The sequence below is a fragment of the uncultured Rikenella sp. genome (assembly GCF_910579375.1).
In the GTDB taxonomy this organism is placed as follows: Bacteria; Bacteroidota; Bacteroidia; order Bacteroidales; family Rikenellaceae; genus Rikenella.
In genome coordinates, this window is the sequence record NZ_CAJTUJ010000169.1 from 1 (window position 1) to 3,951 (window position 3,951).

The 3,951-nt window shown below is 62.8% G+C and carries 1 protein-coding gene; it reads right to left on the reverse strand.

What is annotated here, in order from left to right; translation table 11 throughout:
* Window positions 1-745: 745 nt before the first annotated feature.
* Entirely contained in the window at window positions 746-3,505 is a 2,760-nt protein-coding gene (locus QZ302_RS09200) for a glycoside hydrolase family 2 protein (protein WP_294594698.1), read from the reverse strand.
* Window positions 3,506-3,951 lie beyond the last annotated feature (446 nt).

Consider the following 3,951-nt stretch of genomic DNA (forward strand, 5'->3'; position numbering starts at 1 on the left):
CCCGGGCCGGACGCCGCAGCCCGAACCCGACAGAATTGGGGCAAACTGGCTGTTGTGCTTTTGCGACTCGTAGAGTCGCACGGGCCGAACGCCTCCCATCGGGAGGCCCGCAACTCGCGTTGCTCGTTGAGTGCACCCGCAGGCTTCGACCCGCTTAAACCAAGAACGAATAGTGCGGTTCTTTGAACCGCCGGCCTTGTCGCCCAAGCCGCGTAGCGGCTTCGGGGGGATGGGCGACAAGCCGAACCCGACAGACATGATTGGCAAATGGGCTGTACTCTTCTTGCGCCCCGAAGTGGCGTGTAATTTGCCGCCACTCCGCGCGGCGGGCTACAACCCTCGCTAGTTCGGTTGCGCCTCCGCTGGCGGCGAACTACTTCAGCCTAGGCCTGCCACGCCGCTTACGCGTCGAGAGTTGTCGTAATTTCTGGGCGTTCGGCCCGTGCAGTTCGTTGAACCACCAGATTAGTATGAAAACGGGCCCAAGCCCGGGTTCTAAGTCCCCAATCGGTTCCGTCGAAAGCTCTCTTGCCCGTTTATTCCGAGAGGCACCGCAACTGAAGACCGTAAGCACGACTGCCCGTATATCCGGGATTGAGGCTGATCGTGTGGAAATTCGAGTACGCCACGTCGATGCCGCTTGTCGATGACGAGTAGACGAAACCGCCCTCGCCGACGCTGCTCGTCCCGCCCGTATCTCGCGGGCGGAAGCCCGGGGCGGGGCCGCTGCCGTCCCGATAAAAAACTACTTCACATTCTCCCGCACCGGTCGCTCCGACCGACGTCCCGCCAAGTCGTTCAGCGTTCGCACCGTGATCCCCAGCCCCTCGATCCCCTCCGACGTCGGAATCTCTTCTGTGAAATTCAGCTCGATCACCCGCTCCTCGCCCGGCAGCAGGTCGAAATAGGCATCCGACGCATTATCCTGTCTCGCCGCCGCGTCGAACACGACCGATTTCAGCAGCGTATTCGCCCGCAGCGTCGCTTCGACCCGCCTCGGCCCCGCCTGCTTATAGGAAACCGTATAGTCCGCCGCCGGCAACGCCAAATCCTTGAACGGCACGAACCAGTAGATCGACCGCAGCGTATCCCCGCCGATCACCCCGTCCGCCACCAGACAGACATTTTTTCCCTCTGTCGAGAGTTCCCGCAGCAGCTCCGTGTCCTGAGCCCGCAGCAGCTCCGTGTCCTGAGCCCGCAGCAGCTCCGTGTCCTGAGCCCGCAGCAGCTCCCGGTTCGAGTTGGCCGCCACATCCGCCCGTAGGGTCGAATCCCACAGCGTCTTGCCCGTAAAGTTCATCAGCCGCAGCGAAACCGTCCCCTCCTGCGCCCCGAGCCGATCCGTCACCGCCCACAGCACCGCCGTCTGCGTCGAGTCCACCCGCTCGAAAGCCAGCAGTGTCGGCACGAAACTCCGCCGGGCGTAGTATTGCAGCGCCTTCCAGCGGTAGCGGCTGTCCATCGAGCTCCACGAAACAGCCGGATAGCAGTCGTTCAGCTGCCAGTAGATCGTTCCTTGGTTGAACGGCCGTTTGATGCGGTGCCCCTCCATCGCGATCTTCATCCCCTCGGCCTGAAGCAGCTGGGAGAGATAGACATACGTCCGGAAATCGTCCTTCAGCAGCGGCAGGTCGCGCGCCATGTACTCTTCCAACAGCCGATATGCTTTCGGACTCTTCTGGTGGGCGATCATTGCCGGCGAGTAGAGCCGCATCTCTTCCGGCGTGAAATACTCCCGGTAGGTGTCGTAGCAGGCCAGCGAGACGAAGCCGTATTCGTTGCTGAACCGGCCCGGTTTATCCTTGTAGACCGAGAAAGGTTCTTCGTCGTGGAAAACGCCCCAGTAGTGCACATCTCCTTTGATCCGGCTCAGCGGATTGCCGCGTCCGTACATCGGCGAACTCGGATGGTACGGTCGCCCTTCGTCCTCTGTCGTCACCACGTCGGCCAGCACGCCCCGGAACAGGGTGTCGATGCCGTGCTTGATCTGCGCCTGTTCCGTCGAATCCCATCCGTACACGCCCTGATATCCCCAATGGTTCCAAGCCTCGTCGATCTCGTTATTCCCGCACCAGATGGCCAGCGACGGGTGGTTCCTCAAACGCCGCACGTTGTAGACCGCCTCGCGCCGCACGTTGTCGAGGAAAGCCGTGTCCCACGGGTAGAACGAGCAGGCGAACATGAAGTCCTCCCACACCATCATCCCCCGTTCGTCGCACAGGTCGAAGAAGAGATCCTCTTCGTAAATCCCCCCGCCCCAGACGCGGAGCATATTCATGTGCGACTCCGCCGCCGCATCGACGATCGCCCGGTAGCGGGCCGTGTCGACCCGCGACGGAAAGACGTCCTGCGGAATGTAGTTCGCCCCTTTGATAAAACACGGAATGCCGTTCACATAGAATTGGAAACTTGCCCCCTCGCCCACGCTGTCCGGCTCCTGCACCAGCTCGATTTTTCGCACGCCGATCCGTTGCGTGTCCCGATCCAGCAGGTTGCCCTCCTTGTCCGTCACGAATGTCCGCACGGTGTAGAGGTTGGGCTCGCCCATGCCGTTCGGCCACCAGAGCTTCGGATGGACGATGGCGAACGGGATCTCGACCGTCGTTTCCGCCTCCCCGAAAGCACCCAGCATCACGTCGGCCTGGCCGTAGACGTGCGTGGCGGCGGAGTCGGCCACGATCACCCGCACCGGTGTCTTACGGTGTTCTTTTTCAGTGGTATTCCCGCCGCGCAAGGTCACCCGCGCCGTGAAAGCGCCCCGTAGCGAGTCCTGCCAGCTCTCGCGGACGAATTGGATGCGGTCGATCGCCGCCTCCGACCAGGCATCCAGATAGACCGGCCGCCAGACGCCCATCGTCAGATACCTCGGCCCCCAGTCCCAGCCGAACTGGTACGGCGCTTTGCGCGTGAAGACGCTGGTTTTCCACTCGCCCTTGTCGTTGTCGTTGGGCAGCTTCACGGGGTAGGCCGTCGCCTCCGGCAAGGCCGTGGCGTAAGCCGGGTGGAAGACGATGCGCAGGGTGTTGACGGTATCCGCCCGGAGCAGACCGTTCACCGGAATGCGCCATTCGACGAACATGTTGTCCGTCCCGCCCAGCACCAGCGAGTCGTTGAGGTAGATGTCGGCATAGGTGTCGATACCCTTGAAAACCAGCTCCTGATTAGCCTGTGCCGCGATACCTGCCGACGGGGTGAATGCCGTCCGGTACTCCCAGCTGCGTTCGCCGATCCATTGCAGGTCGGCTTCGGTCGTTCCGGCAAACGGTTCGGGAATCCGCCCGAGGTGGAGGAGGTCGGTGTGCACGGTGCCGGGCACGGTCGCCGGCAGCCATGCCGTTTCGGTGGCCGTGGAGTCCGTTTCGCGGAACGACCAGTTCTCGACGAGCGGTTGCCGGCAGCGCTCGGGCGTTTGGTCGAGCCATTTCGAGGCGTCTCGCGGGCCGCAGGCGGTCAGCAGGGAGGCTGTTCCGAACAGGAAGAGGGAAAGTAGGGCATGATGTTTCATGGGAGGTGCCGATTTTTGAAATGGGTTCGAGAGCAAATATAGCACAAAACGGCCTTTCTCGTATGCCTATGGGGTGAAAAGGAGCGGATGGGAAGGGGGAGGCCGAGGCGGCCTCTATGGTGTGTGGCCGCTACCTGAGTCCTGCGGAGCCTAAGGCGCGCGCAAAATGTGGCGGAGCGCCAGCGGAGCCGCAGTGAGGCGGACACGGGGCGGAGAGCGAGTAGCGCGATTCCTTCGGAATCGCCGGCCTCGGGCGTAGCGACGCAATAGCGGCGCGGGGGAGGCGCGCCGAGGACGAGACGAGCTACGGTTCTTTGAACCGCCGGGCCTGCGGCGGGGCATCTCCGATGCCCGGGCCAGACGCCGCAGCCCGAACCTCAAGAACGAACCCGACAGCCATGAGCGGTGAACGAGGTGCTGCTTTTGCGACCTTTAGGTCGCCGGCC